The organism is Aciduricibacillus chroicocephali (assembly GCF_030762805.1).
In the GTDB taxonomy this organism is placed as follows: domain Bacteria; phylum Bacillota; class Bacilli; order Bacillales; family Amphibacillaceae; genus Aciduricibacillus; species Aciduricibacillus chroicocephali.
Genome location: NZ_CP129113.1, coordinates 2,308,034 through 2,327,863, shown reverse-complemented (window position 1 = coordinate 2,327,863; position 19,830 = coordinate 2,308,034). Strand labels below are relative to the sequence as shown.

The window sequence follows — 19,830 nt, the reverse complement described above, 5'->3', positions numbered from 1 at the left end:
GGGACCGTACTTGAAAAGTACGGTCTTTTTTTGTGTGGAAAACCAATGGTTATTCGGGAAATTCGCTCTTCTTCATGAATGAAACAGGCCTTTTCAAGCATACATCAGTACAGGTGAAGGTATAAAGAGGAGGAGATCTGGAAAATGTCTGACAAGAATGAACCGAGAAACGAAAAGGACAGACAGCTGGATCAGTATCGGGTAAATGATAGAGATAAACCAATGACAACAAATCAAGGTGTAAAAGTTTCCGAGGATGAGTTCTCATTGAAAGCAGGGGACCGCGGTCCGACATTGATGGAGGACTTTCATTTTAGAGAGAAGCTGACCCATTTTGATCATGAACGGATACCAGAGCGGGTCGTACATGCCAGAGGATATGCGGCCCATGGAGAATTTGAATGTTATGAACCAATGAAAGAATTTACAAGGGCAGGTTTTCTAAGCGAAAAGGGTAAGAAAACGCCTGTCTTTGTACGTTTTTCAACTGTGTTGGGCTCTCGCGGCTCAGCAGATACAGTACGGGATGTACGCGGCTTTGCAACGAAGTTTTATACGGAAGAAGGAAATTACGACCTTGTCGGGAACAATATGCCGGTATTTTTCATTCAGGATGCAATTAAATTCCCGGACATCATTCATGCTGGCAAGCCTGAGCCCGATACAGAGATACCGCAAGCAGCTACGGCTCATGATACATTTTGGGATTTTGTAGCTAATAATCAGGAGACGGCACATCAAGTCATGTGGCTCATGTCAGACAGAGGCATACCACGCAGTTTCCGTATGATGGAAGGTTTCGGGATCAATACGTTCCGCTTTGTAAATGAAGAGGAAGAGGCATTTTTTGTGAAGTTTCATTGGAAACCGAAGCTTGGTGTACATTCGCTCGTTTGGGAAGAGGCTCAGGAAATTAGCGGAAAAGACCCCGATTTCCATAGAAGAGACTTGTATGAGTCGATAGAGACGGAAAATTATCCGGAATATGAGCTTGGTGTACAAATTGTGCCCCAGGATGATGAATTCAGATTCCCGTTTGATGTGCTGGATGCAACGAAATTATGGCCTGAGGAGCTCGTTCCGGTCAAAATTATCGGGAAGATGACGCTGAATCGCAACGTCGATAATGTTTTTGCTGAAACAGAGCAGGTTGCATTCCACCCGGGTAATGTTGTACCTGGCATTGATTTTACAAACGACCCTTTGTTGCAGGGAAGGCTTTTCTCATATATTGATACACAGCTGATCAGACTGGGAGGCCCGAACTTTCACGAGATTCCGATTAACCGGCCAATCTGCCCGTTTTTTAACAATCAGAGGGACGGCTATCACCGACAGACGATCAATAAAGGTAAGGTCTCCTATCATAAGAACTCTTTATGGAACAATACACCGAGCCCTGTTCCACCTTCCAAAGGTGGTTATAAACACTATGAGGAGAAGGTGGAAGGGAGGAAAATACGGGCCAGAAGTGATAGTTTTAAAGACCATTTCTCACAAGCAAAGTTGTTCTGGAACAGCTTGACGCCTGTAGAGAAACAGCACACGGTGAATGGCTTCAGTTTTGAGCTTGGAAAGGTACAGAGTAAGTCACTTCGCCAGCAGAACGTTGAGATGTTCGCTCATGTGGATTATGAATTAGCCCGTCAAATTGCAGATAATGTTGGTGTGGAGCGGCCGAGGCATGTCGAATCTTCTGGTGTGGCAAATTCTAAAGCAATCAGTCAGGAAAACACAGTCAAACTGCCGAACACTAGGAGAGTAGCTGTACTGATTGCAGACGGGTTTAACAGCAATGTTGTGCTTAATGTATTGGAATCATTAGCGAAGCAGGGGATACAGGCGTATATCATTAGCGAAAAGCTTGGTCCTGTGACAGGAAACGATGGGATTCAACTGGAAGCAACAAAAACCTTCCAGACGGGGCCATCTGTGTTGTTTGATGCAGTGTATATTGTAGCAGGAGCAAGAGCTTCTAAACAATTTGCTAAAGATGCTCTGAACTATGTGAGTGAAGCATATAGGCATTTTAAACCGATCGGAGCAACGGGGGAAGGCATTAGTTGGCTTGAATTGATGAAGATTGGCAATGTACCAGGAGTTATTGTCCAAAAGAGTGATGGAAGAGAGTTTACTAATCGTTTTATTGCGGCAATTGCTCGTCATCGCTTCTGGAATCGTCCTATTTGATAACTTACTAAAGAGCAGACTGTGGTGGTAACCACGGTCTGTTTTTTTGTTTTTGAGGGTGGATAAGAAGATTTACTTGCTTGAAAGTAGATGTTTGCAATAAAGAAAACATGTATACAATAAGAAAACAAAATGTATACAAAAGTGTTTTCTTGCAAACAAAAACGTGTTAAAGCTGTTATATCAACGTTTTCTTTTTGTTTTCATGTATACATAGTTGTATGCAATATCATCTTCATTGAAATAAATCCCAACTTCCTTTATTCTATTAACTGTAAGTAATATCCGAGAGGAGCTGGATAGATTGAGTAAATCTAGAATCGCAGCTATTGATGTTGGAAACGATGCTTTGAAAGCAAACTTTGGAAAAATGGAAAATGAAATGTACATACCGAATGTGATTGCACGTGACATGACAGATCGTCCTGTAATCGGCATCGAAGAGTTGGATGAAAAAGAAGCGATTAACAACTTGCACATAAAAGTACACTCACCTGCATTGGAAGAGAATAGTGCAATCTATCGTGTGGGGAATCTTGCAACGAAAGCGAGCAACTCTGCTGAACTTGATCCAGGAAGCAGCAAATCTGAAGAAGACCAGACACTTGTCATGCTCTTTGCAGCACTTGCGCTTGATGCAGTCGAAAGCGGAGAATTCTCTGACCGCAACGGTCTTTATGAAGCGAACTACACACTTGGTACAGGTTTGCCGATACGTGAAGTTAAAGAAGGTAAAGATGTTGGCTACCGTGCTCAGCTTCTTGGTTCAGTGCACCAGGTCGAATTCCTTGTAACACCTAAGCACCAGGGTAAGAAAGTTAATATTAAATTCGATGAAGTTAAAGTTTATCCAGAAGGCTTTGCAGCATATGTGAACCTGATTATGGATAACGACTTGAAAGTTATTAACAAAGAATTGATGGACAAGCAGATCCTTATTCAGGATATTGGCGGTTTGTCCACAGATATCGCTGTTATCCGCAACCGCAATGTTGATGATGACAAAGCACAAGGGTTCAATCTTGGCGTAGCTGAAGCTTTGGAAGATATTCGTGAAGCGATTCGCACAAAACATGGTGTTGAACTTGATAGCCGCCGAGATGTTGTGGATATCATCACACGCAAGAACAATCGCCATCACATCATGGTAAAAGGTTCACGTACGAATGTACATGATATTACAGACCACATTCTTCTTGAGTTGGCGAAAAAGGAATATCGCTTCCTTAAAAATACTTGGGCGAAAAACTCCCAGTCTGAAATCTGCTATTTCGTCGGTGGCGGTTCAGCCGTATTGAAAGATTACATCAAAGCTCTAAATAACAAGCTTGATGGCTTCAACATTGAATTCTTTGAAGATGAGAACGAAAGCATCTGGATGATGGCTAATGCGTATTACAAGCTGATCACAGACTTCGTCAAGAGACAGGACAAAACGGAACAGCCGCAGCAAGCGAAGAAAGAAGCAGCTGCGCCTGTTGCAGCAACTAAAGAAAAGTAAGAAGGTGAGCCAGCATGCGTGAACGGTCTAAGGCAATTGAAAGGGGTCAGTCCATTACATTCCGTGTTCCATCAGATACGCCGGATTATTTGCTAAAACAGCTGCAGGCGCTGAAAGATACGGAACGACGCAATTTTTCAAGCAAGATTGCCGGGTTTGTCCTGAAAGGCGTCAATGAAACATTTGCGGCACAACGCGAGACGGTCACCATTCCGTTGCCAAAAGCCCTCACAAAGGAACAGAAAAGCTGGCTCAAGCACGAGCACTCGGAAGCTTTGCTCGGTACGATTCTGTACCAGCTACTGAGTGATCCTGTCCGTGCGACAACGCTTCTTGCTTCCATGAACAGTGGGTCAAGATCTATTGATGAGGCACTTTATTTGCAGGAAACACCTGTATATAGTCCTCCGCCATGGATGCAGCAAGAGGAGCCAACTCCTCAGTCTCTTGCAACCGAGGCATTCGCTCCGTCTATGAAGGAGGAACCTGTACCGCCTAAGGTCAAAGATGAACCGGCACCAAGTCGCCAAGCGGAGATTGAAGCATCGCTTGATGATCTGGATATGGATAGTCTTTTCTCAGATATTCATGAAACACCGTCTGCAGTTGCAGATCAGGATGAGGAAGATCCGCTTGGGGACTTCTTTGCTGATATGAATAAATAAAAAAACCAGTCTGGATAAAACGCCAGACTGGTTTTTTTATATGTGGATATTTTGTTGATAAAGTACTTGTTCTTTGTGATTAAGTTATCAACTATTGTTGATAAGATAGAAAAAATTGTTGATAAAATTGTGTTCTCTGTGAATAATCTCTTCTATATAATATGCTTTGTTTTTGTTAATCAGATTATTTAATCGTTACATAGCATGTTTGGTACCATTTTTGATCAACCACCAGTTCGCAGGATAGCTCGTCAGGAAGCCGAGAATCATGGCGATTTGCATCATAAACCAATAAATAGGACTTGTTGGCTCTGGAGGATTGTTGAAAAGGAAAAATTGAACAATTGCCATCCAGCCAAACATTCCGATTTCAAAGGCTATTAGTGAGACCGTATCTGCTTTAATGGATGCAATGAATGCTTTTGTTTTGCCTTGCTCTTTGTTCATCGGATAAATGGATGCAAACTGGAACAGTATTCCGAAAATATAAGCGAGGATAAATTCCACGATATAATGTGCAAAAAGAACCGATCCAGCTATTGTCATACTAGTGAGCACGATAATCGGCACACCAAGCGCATCGCCGAATGAACAGCCAGACGCACAATGGGATGTGGATACGAAAACTTTTGCAGCATTGCTTCTATTGTCTTGAAGGTTAAGGTCTTTTGTCATAATACGTCCCCACTTGAAATAGGCCAATAAGGCAAATGGTCCGAGAAACCAGCCGTTCAGAGGCCAGACAAGATTCATGATTGTCATATGTTGAGGATGACGGAAGAGATCAATGATGATAATCAGACTGCAAATAAGACCGAGGCATAGGGCTAACCAGGAAATTGCTTCGAGCATGTAAAGTCACCTCCATAATGGTTGTCCCCTATCGTTTAAGATTTGAAACGATGTTTTAAGGAGCTTTGGTTACGGATTATGGGGATTTCTTTTTTTACGCAGGAAGTAGGCTTCCAAATTAATAAAAACACCAGCATTCTCTTAAGAGACAGCTGGTGTTGGAGTCGGCTCTGCATAGCCTTCTTTATATTTTTCGTCAATGGCCTTGCGAATTTCCGCATCGGATTTGCCGTTTTGGCTTTCTGTAATGGCTTCTGCTGCAATCTCGAGGCAGACTTGGCATTTCGTTCCGTGATCATCCCAGACGACTTTGCCGTTATTTTCATTTTCATGAACGAAGCAATCATAGTTGTCTTTATGCCCGGCAGATTCACCGCACCCGCAATAACATGGCATCTGTTCAAGTAATTCTTTATGTTGTCCTGCTGCAGCATAAATATTTTGCATGTTCTCAGGCTTACTATTCAGGAATGTCGGCAGTGTTTTAATATTAGATGTTTCTTCCCTAATGTCTCCGCCATGCTGAGTGATTTTTGGCTCGTTGTCTTTTTGCTGAGGTTCAGAAGGCCCTCCAGGAGCAGAACTCTCATTTGCGCAAGCGCTGAGGAGGATCATGGTGCAAAAGCCGATGGATAGAATGGTTTTCTTCAAGCGTATCGCTCCTTTGGCATTCCTCTATTTCTCTCTATAATAGCATGCCAGGACATGGAGAAAAGCTACAAATTCGTGACAGACGAAATAGGTTGCTCATTCAGGAGGGGGAGCAGCCCCAATGACTCGTTCGGGATGTGTATAAATGTTCATTTTATTGCCCCGGGTAAACCCAATAGTGGTAATGCCAAGATCATTTGCGAGCTCTAGAGCGAGGTCTGTAGGAGCCGATTTTGAAATAATAAGTCCAATTCCCATTTTGGACACTTTCAGCAATACTTCGGATGAAATGCGACCGCTGAAAATGACGACCTTGTCTTTGACGGAAATTCGTTCTTCTAGAATTTGTCCGTAAATTTTATCTAGTGTGTTATGGCGACCAATATCTGTCTTCACTGTGAGCAATTTGTCCACCGTGGCAAGGGCCGCATTGTGGATGCCGCCTGTACGCTGAAAGTCATCTGATGCTTGTTGCATTTCTTTCATCAGCCGAATGCAAGCATCAGGTTTAATTTGAGTCCGAGTCATGATCGTTCTCGCCGTTTGGACGTCTGTCTTAAAATAAAACTGACGGCTTTTGCCGCAGCAGGAGCCGATGAATCGTTTGGAATGCATCTCTGCGACTTTTGCGAGAGGCTTATACAGTTCGACATGGGCAAAGCCTTTATCCTCATCAATGCTCATCAGCTTTATTTCAGAAAAGTTTCGAATTGCACCTTCTGCGGCGAGAAAACCGATTACCATTCCGCGCAAGTCAGTCGGTGAGCAGACAATTGTTGCGAATTCCTCGCCATTGATCATGACGGTAAGAGGGAACTCAGTTGCAATTTCTTCTTCACGGGCTGTGAATTTTCCGTCTTCAAAGTGGATTGTCGGCCAACCGTTCTGTGTTGAGTCTTCCATTTGATCACCTGCCAATTTATTGCTTTCTCTTATTATTTACCCTCTTTGGGCAAAACGGTATACGTTCATCTCTATTATCTGTTCTGTACAAAATGAATTCAATTAATCAAACTACACAAAAAAACCAGTCTGTTTTGATGACAGACTGGTTTAATATGATACTTAGATATTTCCGTGGGCTACCATTGCATCGGCTACTTTCAAGAAGCCTGCAATATCAGCGCCAGCGACAAGGTTACCTGACTTGCCGTATTTTTCAGAAGCGGCAACAGCATTTGCATAGATGGATTCCATGATTTCATGAAGCTTTGCATCGACTTCTTCAAATGACCAGGAAAGACGCATGCTATTCTGGGACATTTCAAGAGCAGATACTGCTACGCCACCTGCGTTTGCTGCTTTGGCTGGGCCAAATAGTACGCCATTTTCCTGGAATACATGAATTGCTTCTTCTGTTGAAGGCATGTTCGCACCTTCTGCAACAGCTTTGACGCCGTTTTTAACAAGTTCACGAGCAGAAGCTTCGTCGATCTCGTTCTGTGTCGCACATGGAAGGGCGATGTCACATGGAAGAGACCAGATTTTGCTGCAGTCTTCAACATATTCAGCATTCGGATGGTGTTTCACATATTCACTGATACGTGCATATTCTACTTCTTTCAGTTGCTTGACTGTATCAAGCTTGATGCCTTCTTTGTCATAGATGAAGCCTGAAGAGTCACTGCAGGCAACGACTTTTGCACCGAATTCTTGAGCTTTTTCGATTGCGTAGATTGCTACGTTACCAGAACCGGAAACAACGACAGTTTTACCTGCGAAGTCCAATTCAGCGCCTTTCAGCATTTCTTTCATGAAGTAAACAGTACCATAGCCTGTTGCTTCTTTACGTGCAAGGCTTCCACCGTAGCCGATACCTTTACCAGTAAGGACGCCAGCTGGGTAGCCGCCCTGAAGACGCTTGTAGTGACCGAATAGGTAGCCAATTTCGCGAGCCCCAACACCGATATCACCAGCTGGAACGTCTTTGTCCGGACCGATATGGTTGGAAAGCTCTGTCATGAAGCTTTGGCAGAAACGACGAATTTCATCATCTGATTTACCCTTTGGATCGAAATCGGAACCACCTTTACCGCCGCCGATTGGCAATCCTGTAAGAGAGTTTTTGAAAATCTGCTCAAAACCGAGGAATTTGATGATGCCGGCATTTACGGATGGATGGAAGCGCAGGCCGCCTTTATATGGTCCGATTGCGCTGTTGAACTGAACACGGAAGCCGCGGTTAACATGAACCTTACCATTGTCATCAACCCAAGGAACACGGAATGAGATAATGCGTTCAGGTTCTACGATCTGTTCCAAGATGCCTTTTTCCATATAAACAGGGTGCTGTTCGAAAACGGGTACAAGTGATTCGAATGTTCCTTTAACAGCTTGATGGAACTCTGTTTCACCTGGATTGCGTTCCAACACCTTGTTGTAAACTTCGTCCATATATGCACGTACAGCTTGACTATTGTTTGCAGTTTTTGTTGAAGTCATTTGAATTCCTCCCGATTGATTGGAAACCGATATATACGAACGGTTTCTTTGTCGTTTTTAACCTGACGCAATTATCGCAAAATTCCATTCATCTTAGCAATATAAATATTAGATTGAATTGATGCCGAAATGAGATGATAATATTGATACAAAGTATTTAAGAGGTGAGCGGTATGGAACTGAGACAAATTAAGTATTTCATTGAAGTGGCTAAGCGTGAACATGTGACCGAAGCAGCCAATGAATTGCATGTTGCACAATCCGCAGTGAGCCGGGCGCTGGCAAATCTGGAAGAAGAGCTTGGTGTTCAATTGTTCATTCGAGAAGGACGGAATGTGAGACTTACACCGATCGGACGGATTTTCTTGGAACGTATGCAACAGGCGATGCGTGTTATCGGGGATGCTCGGCAAATCATTGAAGAGTACACAGATCCTGAGAGAGGGACAGTAAATGTCGGGTTTCCAAGTAGCCTCGCGACATATATGCTGCCGACCGCCATTTCTGCTTTTCGTAATGAGTATCCGCATGCAAAGTTCCATTTGCACCAAGGTTCTTATCGCCAACTAATGGATGCGGTAATTCGTGGTGATATCAATATGGCTCTCCTTGGGCCGGTACCGATGGATGATACGAAATTAAAAGGGAAAATCCTGTTCACAGAGCAGGTTGTTGCGTTGCTTCCTGCCAATCATCGCCTTGCCAAAGCAAAATCGCTCGCGCTCACTGAACTGCGGGAAGAGCCGTTCGTCGTTTTTGCCAAGGGTTTCGTTTTGCGTGATTTGCTCATGGATGCTTGTCGGCAAAACGGCTTTGATCCGATTATTTCCTTTGAAGGGGAAGATATCGATGCAATCAAAGGTCTCGTTTCAGCAGGTTTGGGTGTCTCTTTAGTCCCAGAAATTACATTAATTGACAACCTGCCACGTTCTACGGTGAAAGTTCCAATCAGTGAACCGCAAGTACGGAGATCCGTCGGGATGGTTATTCCAAAAGAGCGTGATCTACTCCCGACTGAAAAAATATTTGCAGATTTTATTGAAGATTTCTTCGCTCGTCTGACCGCTTTTCAAAAATAATTTTTTAAAAGTTCTTTAAAGGGAAAAAAGCTGTCGAGATGTGTTAGAATGGGTAAGCTGATTAAAAAACAAGTGACCGGATAAAAATAAGAAGCCGAAAGAACAGTTGTCGGTTTCGTCGATTTATGTTAAGGTTGATACAACATATTGTGTCGGACGGATACAATAGAAACTATATATTGTGTTTTGTGGCAGCATACATAGGGAAGGGGTTAGCACAGATTATAAATGGCCTCTTGCCTTCCTGCTGTAGAACCTAGAAGAAAACTGTCGTTCTGGAATGAATTTGCGGGACGGCTATTTTAATGAATAAAGCGCATTATGCGTTTTTGAATATCAAGATTTTTTCAAGGAATTGAAGGAGGATTTTGTTCATGGCGACAAATGTCTTGTCAGGTCAGGTTGAGTTGTTGCAGTTGGTTGACCAACATGCGAAAGAACTCGGAATTGATGCTGCTGAATACAAAGAGAAAGGGCTGCGTGCCTTGCAGCCAGGTGTCTCCAAAGAGAAAGCACTGGAAATTTTCACTCGTCTGGCACTTGAGAATATTGATGAAGCGAATACAGCATGGACGTTCCTCGCTAGCCGTCTTTATTTGCAGGAACTTTACATCAAAGCAGCAAAAAATCGCGGCTACTCCGAAGTTCAGAAATATGGTAGCTTCCACGGTCTTCTGGAAAAGCTGTCAGAAGAAGGTGTCTATTCTTCCAACATCCTGGACAAGTACACACGTGAAGAAATCGACCAGCTTGGCACAAAGATTGCGCCTGAACGAGACCTTTTGTTCAACTACCTTGGCATCTACACTTTGGCGACACGCTATCTTGCGACGGATCATAATAAGAATACGTATGAGTTGCCGCAGGAACGCTGGATGATTATTGCGATGTATCTAATGCAGGATGAAGACAAGTCCAAGCGTCTTGAGCTTGTCGAGGAAGCATACTGGGCATTGTCCAATCTATATATGACTGTTGCGACACCGACAATGACAAACGCAGGTAAATCACATGGACAGCTGTCCAGCTGCTTCATTGACACGGTTGATGACTCACTCCAGTCAATCTATGACAGCAACACGGATATTGCTAAACTTTCCAAAAATGGCGGCGGAATTGGCGTCTATATGGGTAAAGTACGTGCCCGCGGCAGCATGATCAAAGGTTACAAAGGCATGTCTTCAGGCGTTGTTCCTTGGATCAAGCAGCTGAACAACACAGCGGTAAGCGTAGACCAGCTCGGTACGAGAAAAGGTGCGATTGCGATTTACCTTGATGTATGGCATATGGACATCGAGCCGTTCCTTGATTTGAAATTGAACAACGGTGATGACCGGATGCGTGCGCATGACATCTTCACTGGTGTATGTATTCCGGATTATTTCATGGAGCAAGTCGAAGCACGTGGCGAGTGGCATTTGTTCGATCCGCATGAAGTACGCATGGAAATGGGCTTCTCACTGGAGGACTTCCATGATGAGAAGAAAGGTGCCGGTTCATGGCGCGAGAACTATCTCGCTTGTGTTGCCAATGAGAACTTGAGCCGCCATACTGTACCAGCGATCGATATCATGAAACGCATTATGAAGTCACAGCTTGAATCTGGTACACCATTCATGTTCTACCGTGATGAAGTGAACCGCCAAAATGCGAATTCACATGCTGGCATGATCTATTGCTCGAACCTTTGCACGGAAATTACGCAAAACATGTCACCGACTGAATTCCTTGAGGAATATGTTGAAGATGACGGTACAATCGTGAAGAAATATAAAGCGGGCGATTATGTTGTCTGCAACTTGAGCTCTGTCAACCTTGGCCGTGCTGTGCCGGATAAAGTGCTTGAACGCCTATTGAAAATTCAGGTACGCATGCTCGACAATGTTATTGAAATCAATACATTGCCGATTCCGCAAACAAAGCTGACAAACCAGAAATACCGTGCAATCGGTCTTGGTACATTCGGCTGGCATCATCTGCTTGCGCTTGAAGGCATCCATTGGGAAACAGACAAGGCTGTCGAGTTTGCTGATGAGCTTTATGAAAAAATCGCATACCTTACAATTAAGAACAGCATGGAGCTTGCGAAAGAGAAAGGCACTTACAAGGCATATGAAGGAAGCAAGTGGTCTACTGGCGAATACTTCGATCAGAAAGGCTACACAAATGGAGATTGGACAAGCTTGAAAGCTGAAGTCCAGCAGAACGGAATGCGCAATGGCTATTTAATGGCTGTCGCTCCTAACTCTTCAACTTCTATGATTGCCGGATCAACTGCAAGTATCGATCCGATTTTCCAAGTGTTCTATAATGAAGAGAAGAAGGACTTCAAGATTCCGACAACAGCACCGGATCTTGACCACAACACGTATGATATTTATCGCAAGAGCGCATATATTGTCGATCAGCGCTGGAGCGTGAAGCAGAATGCTGCACGCCAGCGTCACGTTGACCAAAGCTTGTCATTCAACTTCTATGTACCGAATACAATTCGGGCATCTGTACTCCTTGGATTGCACCAGCAGGCATGGGAGGAAGGTTTGAAGACGACATACTACGTTCGTTCCACTTCGAGTGACATCGAGGAGTGCGAATGGTGTGAAAGCTAAAGCACTCATTGCTTATCTTTCCTATAGCGGCAACACAGAAGAAGTCGCGGAGATTCTGCAGGAAACTGCCGAATCCCGCGGCCTTCATATTGACATTCATCGGATTGGCATCGACCCGCCAATCGATCCTGAAGCATATCAATATATTTTTATTGGAACGTTCACCTGGGAAGAAGGCAGTACACCGGATGAAGTAAAGGACTTTGTTCTGGAAGTTGGCTGCAAACCGGACAATGTCGCTGTATTTGGAACAGGGGACACACAATTTGGCGGTGACCGGATCTTTTGTGGAGCAGCGGAAAAACTCGCTAAGTTCTATAACAGTCCCTGGCCACCGCTTAAAATTGAACAATCTCCCCGCGGCTCACAGGAAAAAATCGTAAAAGAATGGATGGAAGGAGTCCTGGAACATGGCGAATCTGCTAGATAAAGCAAAAACACTCGAACCTCGCAACCCGAATAAATCAACAGGTCTATTCGGCGGCGAATCAAGCGGTATTCTGAATTGGAATGATATTGCTTATCCGCACTGGTACAAAATGTACAAGCGCCTAGTCGGCAACTATTGGCAAGCGGATGAAGTGAATATGTCCAGTGATGTGAAGCAATTCCCACAGCTTTCACAAGAAGAGCAAGATGCATATTTGAAAATTATTGGCCTGCTTTCAACTCTTGATGCGCCACAAACGAGAACAGCGCTTCTTATCTCACTTTATGCGACAGATCCATCTGTCCAATCAATCATGGCTGTTATCGCCCAGCAAGAAGCTGTCCATAACGAAAGTTACTCCTATGTGCTTTCTTCAGTCGTTTCGCTTGGCCAGCAGAATAAATCATTCGAGCTCGGTCGCAAAGACCCTGTATTGTTGAAGCGTAATGAGAATATCATTAAGTACTATAATAAATTCGTTGAAGAACCTACAGTTGAGAATATCTTGAAGACGCTTGTCTATACTTCATTGCTTGAAGGCATGTTCTTCTATTCCGGCTTTGCATTCTTCTACAATTTGGCAAGACATAATAAAATGGTCGGCACGTCAACGATGATTTCTTACATAAATCGTGACGAACTGGAACATGGCCGTTTCATTGGAGAGTTGTTCCGTGCGACACTCGCTGAGCATCCTGAATTGAACACACCGGAATTCACACAGTGGGTATACGATCATTTCAAGGAATCGGTTGAACTTGAGACTGAGTGGTCGAGCTATGTCCTTGGCAATGTAGAAGGTATTGATCTTGATGAAATGACCGGCTATATCAAATACCGTGCCAATAAAATGCTCCGCATGATGGGACTCTCTGAAGTCTATCCCGAATATGTGGAAAACCCAATGAAGTGGATTCGCGCTTATGTGGATAACTTCGACGGTACAAAAACAGACTTTTTTGAGCAGAAGTCACGACAGTATACGAAGACTAGTGATCTGAATGGATTCGATGATCTTTAATAAATAGATGAAAAGATGCTGAGACAGAAGTGTTTTAGCCTACGAAAAACCCGAACTAATGCTTAGTTCGGGTTTTTCGTTTTCTACTATAGATTCTCTCAAATGTATTTGGGTGTAAGCCGCCGCTGCGAAAAGAATCCGGCGGGGCGCAACCGGTTCCTTACCATTAAGATGAATCTGTTTTATCCATAGAGTCGACTTTTACATAATCTCTTTTGTTTGGAGCAGTTCACCGGTAACGGCATTGACAGCGTATGGGCAGTGGAGTCTGCCATGTATGTGATACTTGCCTGATTCACGGTCAAGAACGTAGACAGGCTCTGTTTCAATATGATTCTTGAGCAAATCATATGCCTGATCCGCAGTAATCTGCGGTTCGTCCGCTTCCTTGAATGTGGATAGCAACTGGAATACAAATTTGTTATCCACGATGTTGATAACTTTTCCTGATTCATCAAATACAAGCGTAATCTTACGCACAGCTGTCATGCGAGGGTCGGCTGGACGAATGACAGTAAAGAGATGTCCATGTTGGCGATACAGGCTTGTCGCTTTCCATTTTCCGCTTTCTTCAGGATATTCAAGCTGCATGACACGGGCTGCTTCCTGCAGGCACGCTTGTTCAAGCTGTTTCGAAATTGGTTTGCAATCTGCATGCTCAGCGGCAGAAAGGGCTTGCTCCAGCGTTGTTTCCGTACTAACTTCTATTTTCACCTTGTCCACAGCTCCAGTAGCTTCGCCTTGCCACTCCAGTATATGATCTTCATGAATATAAACAGGATGCTCGTTGACTGTCTGTGCAGAAAGTGCAGATTTGCCGTCATTTGTGATGAACTGTTCCTCAAAGGAGTAGACAGGAATCCATGCCATCTTCTTTTCAACAGGGATATCAACAAGTGTGAGTGAATCGCGTGCAAAGGATTCCGTGTCCTCAGAAGTTAGAGAGAAAGGTTCCCATGCCATGTCGGATTCATCAGGGAAGAGGCCGTGTACAGAGAAGAGCACGAGCTGTCCTTTATCATTGAATTTGATATCAATTTTACCAGTTGGCGCTACTGGGAGATTGTCGATGCTGGCACGAAATTCGAAGCGATTTTTGTCCTCTTTGATCAGCTGGAACTGACGTCCGTACGTCATTTCTGTCTCTTCTTCAATCCAATCGAGCAGCTGATCACGGTCGTTCCCTGGTAAAATGCCTGTTTCGATATAAGAAACATCTTTAACAAGAACTAGGCTTTTGAGGGTCTTCGTATGAAAATCAATCCCTATGACAGCAGTACCGGGCGGGTTGGAATTCGTTTTTTCTGTTTCGTCTTCATTCGGCTGCCATTCAGTTGAAAAAATGTAGCCATCTTGTGCGTTGTGGAAAATATGGTGGCTTTTCAATGTATAGGCCCCAAGTCCGCATAGTTTCTGAGTATGATCAATCAATTCTTGTATACGTTCGTCCATTCATGTAACCTCCGTAAGAAATAATTGCTTCAAGTATAACAGATTTTCGAATTGCGGCGAAAAACAGAGAAAGAACGCCACCCGTCAAAAAAGGGTGGCGTTCCAATTCTCAATCGTCTGTCTTGAATTGTCTCATGACTTGTTCAAGCTCAGCAGCAATGGTGTTCATTTTCTCGATGTTATCTGCAACATTTGTCATTTCTGTTTGCTGTTCATTTGCTGATGCACTTACTTCTTCAGCGGATGCCGCAGTCTGTTCAGAAATTGCAGTGACACTTTGCAAGGAGAGGATCGCTTCCTCTTTTGCTTCCATCATGCTTGCGAGGCTTGTAGCAACCGTTCGAATCGAGGATAGCAGTTCATCAAGCACTTTTGCATTATGGATGAATGCTGCTTCCGTCTCAGTTACAGATTTGTCGTTTGCTTCTCGCATTTTTGCATTGCGGCCAATAGATTCTACTGTAGCGTCAGATGTCTGCAAAATATCTTGGACAGTTGTTTGGATTACTTCTGTCTGTTTTCTTGATTGTTCTGCAAGTTTGCGCACTTCATCAGCGACTACTGCAAAGCCTTTTCCATGCTCACCGGCACGTGCTGCCTCAATACTTGCATTGAGTGCAAGCAAATTCGTCTGTTCAGTCAGGGATTGAATTGAAGATGTAATCACATTGATTTCACCGATTTTGGCAGAGAGTGTTTCAATCTGTTCCTGTACCGTTTCATTTACCGTATTGGACGTTTCATTCTGCTCTTTCAAGACTTTCACTTGTTCCATCCCGTTTAATGTAGACTGGCTTGCAGTATCGGATAAGGCAGTCATTTTATCGGAAAGAGCTGACAGGGTATCAATCTGTGATGCAAGACTGTTGATTTGTTCGTTCGTGTTCTCTGTATCTTCAGATTGACGGGAAGCGCCCTGAGCAATTTCATCAATCGCTGTTGCGACTTCATTGCTTGATGCAGCGACTTCTTCGAAAGTGTGCTGCATTGTGTCAGCAGCACTGTTCAGTTGCCCTGTCGATTGCTTAATTGCTTCTACAACTCTACTTTGGCGCTCGGCCATTGTATTGAAAGCTTCTGATACAGCTCCAATTTCATCCGGTTTAATTTGTTCAGAAGGTATTCTCACACTGAGATCTCCCTCGGCTGCCAATTCCATTGCATCTTTGACATTTTGCAAAGGCTTCAGCTGCTTGTAGATGAACCAAAGTGCGGCAGCTGACATGAGTATAATCATCAGGATGCCTGAGAATATCGTTATTTTAAGCAGCTGGTTGTATGTATCAAGAATGCTTGATTTCGGAGAAACGGATTGAAGTGACCATTTCTCATCGAGACCGTCAATATTAATTGGAGAAATTGAGTTAAAAGCTTTTTCTCCAAATGTTTTGGAATCTACATAGAAGTCAGCTGCTTCCCCTGTATTGATAATGTCTTTTTGAGTCTTCCAGTCGATAGCATCTGCCATATTCGTGCCGACCATTTTCGGATTCGCACTATGTGCAAGTACGGTTCCGTTATCAGAAATGAGAGCCGCATAGCCTTTGTCAGGTTTAACTTCCTTCACCATGTCCTCAGCAAAATCAAGCGGAAAATCGATTGTGAGTACTCCGATGAATTTCCCTTTTGTATCATTGAGCGGTACAGCGAACGTTGACATCTTCACCGTTTTTCCGTCAATGGGATAATCATATGGTTCAGTGAGAATTGGTCGGTTTCCACTTTTTGGTACAGCATACCAATCAGCGGCATTCTCACCTTCATAGCCTGACCCTTTGTCCACTTTGATCTCATCTTTATTTCTATAAAGGTAAGCAACGTACCTTCCTTCATCATCAAGCTGATTGGCATCTTTTTTAGGGTTTACTTTCATTGCCCCTTTTTCAAGAACGAGCCCGGCAGAGAAAATACGAGAATTTATTTCCAGATTTTTATGCAATATTGTCAGCAGGTCTGAAGCTTTTAGTGAGCCTTTTTCATTCAGCGCTTCAATATTCTGTTTTGATATTTCGAGCGTCTCCTTGTAATTGCCTAGGTCTTTTTCCAATTTGCTGGCGAACAATTTAGTATGTTCAATAGTTGAGTTTTCACCATTGGCGATATTTTTGCCGTACGAAATCCAATTCGTAATGACAGAATACGTAATGAAGAGAATGGCGAAAAGTGCAATGATGAGCAGGGAAAGCCGACGTGCGATGCTTCTCTTTTTCATGTGAAATCTCCTTTAGGATTAGGTCTTTAGAATTTGTTAAGTAAATTATACCTATACAGTCGACGGATTTCATTTATATTGTCTCTTTTTCTATTAAATTTTTAGGACTTTTCTCGTGATTAAATAATCTTTACATGTGATTTAAATGAAATTAATGGAAGGGAGCTAACATAGAGGCTGAATAGAAAAGAAAAGAGAGGTGGAGGGCAATGAAAAAACGAATTGGTAAACTGCTATTATTTTTTACTGTTGTTTTATTGGCAATCCTTGCTGGCTGTGGAAATGGGGACAGCAAGCCTGAAAATAAAAGTAAGGCATCCGCTGAGAGTAAAGGGGCACACGATGATTGGCCAGATAAGCTAACTCTTGCTGTTACAGGTGTAGAGGGGATGGAAGAATTACAGAGAAGATATGAACCTTTCCAAGCTGAGCTTCAGAAACTGCTCGGAATTGATGTCGAATTCTTCCCGGTGTCGGACAGGGTTATTTCAGCTACTGCAATGGAATATGGGCAAGTGGACCTCGTGCTTGCAGGTCCATCTGAATATGCTCAGATCAAGGCTGCTAACGGTGACGCAGAACCACTTGCCGGCATTCAACGTGATGCTTATCATACGGTCATTATGGTACCGGAGAAAAGTAAAATCAAAGAAGTGAAAGACCTGAAAGGAAAGAAAGTAGCCATGAAAGATGTCGGGTCGACAAGTGGTCACATTGGTCCAAGTGCTCTCTTGATCGATCAGGGCTTTGATTTGGACAAAGATGTGAAGATTGAGATGCTTGGTGATGCGAGAATAGAAGCTTTGCGTGGTGGGGATGTCGATGCGCTTGCTACAGGGGTACGAGATTATGATGATATGACTGAAGAAGACGGAGAAGGGTCTTATCGTATTTTGGCTGAGGGACCGCCACTTCCGGCAGATCCTTTTGTTGCAAGTAGCAAACTGCCAGAGTCATTGCGTGCAAAGTTGAAAGAAACATTCCTTGAGCACCAGGATGAGCTGCTAAAGGCAATGCTTCAATCCGAAGAGAATGATAAGTATAAAAAGGCAAAGATCATTGATGTGAAAGATTCCGATTTTGATGAAATGCGTGAGACATACAAAGTGCTCGGAATTGAATTGCAATAGGAGGGCCAATGATGATTCACACAGAAGGGATATCAAAGATTTTTCCGAATGGCAATCAAGGGTTGAAGAACGTTTCCTTTTCTATCGACAATGGCGAATGCGTCATACTAATGGGACATAATGGTTCGGGGAAGTCCACATTGTTTCGCTGTCTGTCCGGACTTGAAAAGCCATCTGAGGGAAAAATCTCAGTAGCAGGAGAGCCGATTGCGGATTTGAACAGAAAGCAGCTGCGACAATTGAGGAAGAGAATCGGCATTGTCTTTCAGCACTTCAACCTTGTCCCAACTTTGTCTGTCTTCCAAAATGTTCTGTTCGGGGCACTAGGGAGGGTGCCGGTAGCGTTCCATACATTCAATCTCTTTGCGTCAAACGATTTACGCAAAGAGGCAATGCAGTGTCTGGACCGGGTAGGACTTGCTCACTTGGCTGAGCGGCGGTCAGACGAGCTATCTGGAGGACAAAAACAGCGAGTCGCCATCGCAAGAATGCTCATGCAGAAGCCGGAAGTCATTCTTGCTGATGAACCGATTGCCAGTCTTGATCCGAAAGCCGGAAAAGAGATTATGGAACTGCTCTCAGATATAGCGAAGGAAAGGAAACTCGCTGTTGTAATCATTTTGCACCATATTGATCTGGCTTTTGAATATGGAGACAGGATATTGATGCTTAAAGAGGGGCAGCTTGTCCTCGATGCTTCAAGCAAGAAATTGGAGCGTTATGAACTGGAACGGTTCTATGATGTTGAGTCTGAATTCGCAAAAGCAAAAAGGGAGGGGGCATGATGTATGAACTGAAAGGGAAACGTCCTTCCTTGGAAGCTCCGCCACGTTTTAAGAAGCCAGGTACTCTGACGGTTCTTACATGGATTTTGTTTGCTGTCTTATTAGGATTGGGGCTCCAAGGTGCAGAGTTAAATTGGTCCCGGCTTGTAAATGGCATCATAAATATGGGGAACTTTGTGGCGACTGCCTTCCCGCCCGATCCGTCCAGGTTCACTCCAATCATGATGCGGATGTTGGAAACATTTGAAATTGCCCTTGTAGGTACGGTCATTGGAGTTCTGGCAAGTATTCCGATTGCGCTGTGCTGTTCAAGAAATACTTGTTCAAATGTACTCATAAGAACAGTGGTTAAATCTGCTGTTTCGGCCATGCGTACCATTCCAGACCTCATCTGGGCTCTTATTTTTGTTATCTCGGTAGGACTCGGACCGCTGGCAGGGATTTTGACAATAGCAGTGGATACAATCGGTTTCTGCGCTCGTTTCTTCTCAGAAAGAATTGAGGAAATGGAAAAAGGGCCGGCAGAAGCTTTGGAATCTGCTGGTGCATCACGCTTTGGAGTCATAGCGGGTGCCATTCTGCCAGCAGGATTTCCGTCATTTGTAGGCACGAGCTTGTTTTCCATAGAGAAGGCAGTACGCTCGGCGGTCATTCTCGGATTGGTCGGTGCCGGTGGTATTGGAGTCGAACTGAGCACAGCAATGTCTTTGAGAAAATTCGACGAAGCGTTGATGATCATCTTAATGATTCTAGTTGTTGTTATCACTGTAGAACAAATCTCATCCCGTATTCGTAAGCGTGTCATATAAAA

The 19,830-nt window shown here is 43.7% G+C and carries 16 protein-coding genes; 10 read left to right on the top strand and 6 right to left on the bottom strand.

Annotated features, from left to right (window positions below; all coding sequences use genetic code 11):
- Positions 1-144: 144 nt before the first annotated feature.
- From QR721_RS11990 to QR721_RS11980, 3 genes are all read left to right on the top strand, one after another.
- Positions 145-2,190, top strand: a complete 2,046-nt coding sequence (locus QR721_RS11990) for a catalase (protein ID WP_348027276.1) — start codon at positions 145-147, stop codon at positions 2,188-2,190.
- A 304-nt stretch (positions 2,191-2,494) separates the two neighbouring features.
- On the top strand, positions 2,495-3,691 hold the full coding sequence (locus QR721_RS11985) for a ParM/StbA family protein (RefSeq protein ID WP_348027275.1): 1,197 nt from the start codon (positions 2,495-2,497) through the stop codon (positions 3,689-3,691).
- Between the two features lie 14 nt (positions 3,692-3,705).
- On the top strand, positions 3,706-4,356 hold the full coding sequence (locus QR721_RS11980) for a hypothetical protein (protein ID WP_348027273.1): 651 nt from the start codon (positions 3,706-3,708) through the stop codon (positions 4,354-4,356).
- Positions 4,357-4,551: 195 nt separating this feature from the next.
- Here the strand turns inward: QR721_RS11980 and QR721_RS11975 are convergent, their stop codons facing one another.
- From QR721_RS11975 to gdhA, 4 genes are all read right to left on the bottom strand, one after another.
- Entirely contained in the window at positions 4,552-5,208 is a 657-nt protein-coding gene (locus QR721_RS11975; RefSeq protein WP_348027271.1) for a DUF4396 domain-containing protein, read from the bottom strand.
- Between the two features lie 141 nt (positions 5,209-5,349).
- On the bottom strand, positions 5,350-5,859 hold the full coding sequence (locus tag QR721_RS11970) for a PCYCGC motif-containing (lipo)protein (RefSeq protein WP_348027269.1): 510 nt from the start codon (positions 5,857-5,859) through the stop codon (positions 5,350-5,352).
- Between the two features lie 96 nt (positions 5,860-5,955).
- Entirely contained in the window at positions 5,956-6,762 is an 807-nt protein-coding gene (gene fdhD / locus QR721_RS11965; protein ID WP_348027267.1) for a formate dehydrogenase accessory sulfurtransferase FdhD, read from the bottom strand.
- Between the two features lie 162 nt (positions 6,763-6,924).
- Entirely contained in the window at positions 6,925-8,301 is a 1,377-nt protein-coding gene (gene gdhA / locus QR721_RS11960) for an NADP-specific glutamate dehydrogenase (protein ID WP_348027265.1), read from the bottom strand.
- A 173-nt stretch (positions 8,302-8,474) separates the two neighbouring features.
- Here gdhA and gltC point away from each other — a divergent pair, with 173 nt between their 5' ends.
- The 4 genes from gltC to QR721_RS11940 all read left to right on the top strand — a co-directional run bounded on the left by gltC (position 8,475) and on the right by QR721_RS11940 (position 13,440).
- Positions 8,475-9,380 carry a glutamate biosynthesis transcriptional regulator GltC gene (gene gltC, locus QR721_RS11955; protein WP_348027263.1) on the top strand — a complete coding sequence of 302 codons (906 nt, stop codon included), beginning with the start codon at positions 8,475-8,477 and terminating at the stop codon, positions 9,378-9,380.
- A gap of 374 nt (positions 9,381-9,754) precedes the next feature.
- A complete protein-coding gene (locus QR721_RS11950) occupies positions 9,755-11,989 on the top strand; it encodes a ribonucleoside-diphosphate reductase subunit alpha (RefSeq protein ID WP_348027261.1) in 2,235 nt (744 codons plus the stop codon).
- Complete coding sequence (locus QR721_RS11945; protein WP_348027259.1) at positions 11,979-12,419, top strand: flavodoxin; 441 nt, start codon at positions 11,979-11,981, stop codon at positions 12,417-12,419. Before QR721_RS11950 ends, QR721_RS11945 begins: the two co-directional genes overlap by 11 nt.
- Complete coding sequence (locus QR721_RS11940; protein ID WP_348027257.1) at positions 12,400-13,440, top strand: ribonucleotide-diphosphate reductase subunit beta; 1,041 nt, start codon at positions 12,400-12,402, stop codon at positions 13,438-13,440. Before QR721_RS11945 ends, QR721_RS11940 begins: the two co-directional genes overlap by 20 nt.
- 201 nt (positions 13,441-13,641) lie before the next feature.
- Here the strand turns inward: QR721_RS11940 and QR721_RS11935 are convergent, their stop codons facing one another.
- Both QR721_RS11935 and QR721_RS11930 read right to left on the bottom strand, forming a co-directional pair.
- Positions 13,642-14,892, bottom strand: a complete 1,251-nt coding sequence (locus QR721_RS11935; protein ID WP_348027256.1) for a hypothetical protein — start codon at positions 14,890-14,892, stop codon at positions 13,642-13,644.
- A 109-nt stretch (positions 14,893-15,001) separates the two neighbouring features.
- A complete protein-coding gene (locus tag QR721_RS11930; RefSeq protein ID WP_348027254.1) occupies positions 15,002-17,104 on the bottom strand; it encodes a methyl-accepting chemotaxis protein in 2,103 nt (700 codons plus the stop codon).
- A 209-nt stretch (positions 17,105-17,313) separates the two neighbouring features.
- Between QR721_RS11930 and QR721_RS11925 the strand changes: the two genes are divergently transcribed.
- From QR721_RS11925 to phnE, 3 genes are read left to right on the top strand one after another with little or no spacing between them, the layout of a single operon-like run.
- A complete protein-coding gene (locus QR721_RS11925; RefSeq protein WP_348027252.1) occupies positions 17,314-18,234 on the top strand; it encodes a phosphate/phosphite/phosphonate ABC transporter substrate-binding protein in 921 nt (306 codons plus the stop codon).
- Between the two features lie 11 nt (positions 18,235-18,245).
- Entirely contained in the window at positions 18,246-19,019 is a 774-nt protein-coding gene (phnC, locus tag QR721_RS11920) for a phosphonate ABC transporter ATP-binding protein (protein WP_348027248.1), read from the top strand.
- Positions 19,019-19,828 (top strand): phosphonate ABC transporter, permease protein PhnE, encoded by an 810-nt coding sequence (gene phnE, locus QR721_RS11915; RefSeq protein WP_348027246.1) that lies wholly within the window; start codon positions 19,019-19,021, stop codon positions 19,826-19,828. The genes phnC and phnE overlap by 1 nt, the downstream gene beginning before the upstream one ends.
- Positions 19,829-19,830 lie beyond the last annotated feature (2 nt).

Bases quoted from the DNA above. Each gene is read 5' to 3' on its own strand.
- QR721_RS11990 (WP_348027276.1), top strand. From the start codon at position 145: ATGTCTGACAAGAATGAACCGAGAAACGAAAAGGACAGACAGCTGGAT.
- QR721_RS11980 (WP_348027273.1), top strand. From the start codon at position 3,706: ATGCGTGAACGGTCTAAGGCAATTGAAAGGGGTCAGTCCATTACATTC.
- QR721_RS11975 (WP_348027271.1), bottom strand. From the start codon at position 5,208: ATGCTCGAAGCAATTTCCTGGTTAGCCCTATGCCTCGGTCTTATTTGC.
- fdhD (WP_348027267.1), bottom strand. From the start codon at position 6,762: ATGGAAGACTCAACACAGAACGGTTGGCCGACAATCCACTTTGAAGAC.
- gdhA (WP_348027265.1), bottom strand. From the start codon at position 8,301: ATGACTTCAACAAAAACTGCAAACAATAGTCAAGCTGTACGTGCATAT.
- gltC (WP_348027263.1), top strand. From the start codon at position 8,475: ATGGAACTGAGACAAATTAAGTATTTCATTGAAGTGGCTAAGCGTGAA.
- QR721_RS11950 (WP_348027261.1), top strand. From the start codon at position 9,755: ATGGCGACAAATGTCTTGTCAGGTCAGGTTGAGTTGTTGCAGTTGGTT.
- QR721_RS11940 (WP_348027257.1), top strand. From the start codon at position 12,400: ATGGCGAATCTGCTAGATAAAGCAAAAACACTCGAACCTCGCAACCCG.
- QR721_RS11935 (WP_348027256.1), bottom strand. From the start codon at position 14,892: ATGGACGAACGTATACAAGAATTGATTGATCATACTCAGAAACTATGC.
- QR721_RS11930 (WP_348027254.1), bottom strand. From the start codon at position 17,104: ATGAAAAAGAGAAGCATCGCACGTCGGCTTTCCCTGCTCATCATTGCA.
- QR721_RS11925 (WP_348027252.1), top strand. From the start codon at position 17,314: ATGAAAAAACGAATTGGTAAACTGCTATTATTTTTTACTGTTGTTTTA.
- phnC (WP_348027248.1), top strand. From the start codon at position 18,246: ATGATTCACACAGAAGGGATATCAAAGATTTTTCCGAATGGCAATCAA.
- phnE (WP_348027246.1), top strand. From the start codon at position 19,019: ATGTATGAACTGAAAGGGAAACGTCCTTCCTTGGAAGCTCCGCCACGT.